General features: G+C 58.9%; 2 protein-coding genes and 2 rRNA genes (1 of these 4 cut by a window edge). 2 read left to right on the top strand and 2 right to left on the bottom strand.

What is annotated here, in order from left to right; genetic code table 11:
* Together AUL36_RS24490 and AUL36_RS22545 are read left to right on the top strand one after the other, a co-directional pair.
* A partial coding sequence (locus AUL36_RS24490; RefSeq protein WP_210168885.1) for a hypothetical protein occupies positions 1-294 on the top strand: 294 nt, incomplete at its 5' end.
* 43 nt (positions 295-337) lie between these two features.
* On the top strand, positions 338-1,039 hold the full coding sequence (locus AUL36_RS22545; RefSeq protein ID WP_082640642.1) for a replication initiation protein: 702 nt from the start codon (positions 338-340) through the stop codon (positions 1,037-1,039).
* 423 nt (positions 1,040-1,462) lie between these two features.
* On the opposite strand, the gene rrf is transcribed toward AUL36_RS22545, so the two are convergent.
* Together rrf and AUL36_RS22555 are read right to left on the bottom strand one after the other, a co-directional pair.
* Positions 1,463-1,577 (bottom strand): 5S ribosomal RNA (rrf, locus tag AUL36_RS22550).
* An 89-nt stretch (positions 1,578-1,666) separates the two neighbouring features.
* Positions 1,667-2,500: ribosomal RNA gene (locus tag AUL36_RS22555) — 23S ribosomal RNA — on the bottom strand; it runs 1,983 nt beyond the window's last position.

The following is a 2,500-nucleotide window of genomic DNA, read 5'->3' on the forward strand; positions in this document are numbered from 1 at the left end:
AATGCCGTCTTTCCAGCGGCAAAATGCGTTTTTTCCTGTTTTTTCTTGTTTTTAAGGGCGAAAACGCCTTTGGAATCATGGGGTTATACCCCCCTATTCTGCCTTTTTCCGGGTTATCTCTGCCTTTTTCCGGGTTATTTCTGCCTTTTTCCGGGTGTTTTCCACAGTCTGCCGTTGCGTTCCAAGACGGCAGAATTCACCTATTCTGCCCTTCAAGACTTGCGGCAGAAGTACCCGGAACATGGCAGAGTTGACGAGAAAACCGGCGGCGAAATTCCGGGTCGAGCGCTATGATCCAGCCGCCCCGGAGCGCCCTGCGGAGGAGCGATGGGTGTCCATGAGCAATGCCCTGACGCGGGCAGGGCATGGGCTGACCCTGGCCGAGAAGCGCATCATCGCGCATGCCGCCTCGAAGCTGGACAGCCGGCGGCCCTTGGCGCCGGGCGAGGTCCCTCAGACCCATCTGACGGCGGCCGAGTATGCCGAGACCTTCGACGTGGATCTCACCACCGCCTACGAGGCTCTGCAGAGCGCGGCCAAGACCCTCTACGAGCGATCCATCACCTTCTACGAGGCGGCGCACCGCCGGCGCGGCAAGTCGCTGTCTCTGGCCAAGGTGCAGATGCGCTGGGTCGGCTCGGTGAAGTACCACGAGAAGGAAGGCTGGGTGGAGCTGCACTGGTGGCCGGCGCTGCTGCCGCACCTGACGGGGCTCAAGAAGCAGTTCACGAGCCACCAGCTCAAACAGGCTTCGGCGCTGCGCTCGGTCTATTCCTGGCGGCTCCTGGAGCTTCTGACGCGGTTCGGCTCGACGGGCCGGGCCGAATACACGGTGGAGGACTTCGCGGCTTCCATGGACGCGACCGAGAAGCAGCAGGCGGACTTTGCCGCCATCCGGCGCAAGATCATCGAGCCCGCGGTGCGCGAGCTCGTGGAAAAGGACGGCTGGCAGATCGAGTGGAAGCCGATCAAGGCGGGACGCAAGGTGAAGGCGGTGCGCTTCGACTTCATGCGCGATCCGCAGGGTCAGCTTTTCTGACGGCGATGGCTCGATCGGGCCTACCTCGACGCGCCGCGCGCCTGGTACGCGGCGATCGTCACCTCCGATGCGGCCTTGAGGTTTTGTGACGCCAGCGCAGCGCCACCATCCAATTGGGACGGGTATGGGCGCTGAATTCCAAAATCCTTATAAATCGCCACTGACGCTCATCTCAATCCAAACGCTACCCATCTAGGAAAAATGCTCAGATCTCTTCCTGCGACCTTCTATGGTCGAATGAGAGGCGATTAAGGAGATGGATGACTGCCACCGAAAGCCTGTTGGCTTTCGAAAGCCCCAATAGAGCTGTCTCGCCTGGCTTTGTCGGCCTTCGGGATCGAAAGGCCCGAACGCAAAAAACCCCGCCTCGGAAGAGGACGGGGTTTTTGAAATGCGAGAAGAGAAGAAGGATGTGATTGGCAGACCTGGCAGCGACCGACTTTCCCGCGTCTTAAGACGAAGTATCATGGGCGCTGAGGCGTTTCACGGCCGAGTTCGGAATGGGATCGGGTGCAGCCACCTCGCTATAACCACCAGGTCGGCCAATCACATCAGTCTGGAAGCTGTATCTTGAAGAAGAAGCCCGCACATCCCGGCAAGGCCTGGGATGAACATGGGCGAATGAGAACGATCAAGCCGATCGAGCTATTAGTACCGGTCAGCTTCACGCGTTACCGCGCTTCCACATCCGGCCTATCAACGTGGTCGTCTTCCACGGCTCTGATAGGGAATACTCGTTTCCAGGTGGGTTTCCCGCTTAGATGCCTTCAGCGGTTATCCCGTCCATACATAGCTACCCTGCACTGCGGCTGGCGCCACAACAGGTCCACCAGAGGTATGTCCATCCCGGTCCTCTCGTACTAGGGACAGATCCTGTCAATATTCCTGCACCCACGGCAGATAGGGACCGAACTGTCTCACGACGTTCTGAACCCAGCTCACGTACCGCTTTAATTGGCGAACAGCCAAACCCTTGGGACCTGCTCCAGCCCCAGGATGCGATGAGCCGACATCGAGGTGCCAAACAACCCCGTCGATATGGACTCTTGGGGGTCATCAGCCTGTTATCCCCGGCGTACCTTTTATCCGTTGAGCGATGGCCCTTCCACGCGGGACCACCGGATCACTATGACCGACTTTCGTCTCTGCTCGACTTGTCTGTCTCGCAGTCAGGCGGGCTTATGCCATTGCACTCGACGACCGATTTCCGACCGGTCTGAGCCCACCATCGCGCGCCTCCGTTACTCTTTGGGAGGCGACCGCCCCAGTCAAACTACCCACCATACACTGTCCCGGATCCGGATAACGGACCGCGGTTAGACATCCATGACGATAAGGGTGGTATTTCAAGGATGGCTCCACGCGAGCTGGCGCCCACGCTTCAAAGCCTACCACCTATCCTACACATGCCGACACGAATGCCAGTGTAAAGCTATAGTAAAGGTGCACGGGGTCTTTCCG

Origin of the sequence: Aureimonas sp. D3 (assembly GCF_001463805.1) — a bacterium.
In the GTDB taxonomy this organism is placed as follows: domain Bacteria; phylum Pseudomonadota; class Alphaproteobacteria; order Rhizobiales; family Rhizobiaceae; genus Aureimonas; species Aureimonas ureilytica_A.

What these genes read in the sequence shown, in the direction of transcription:
- AUL36_RS22545 (WP_082640642.1), top strand. Translation starts at nt 338, where the DNA reads ATGAGCAATGCCCTGACGCGGGCAGGGCATGGGCTGACCCTGGCCGAG.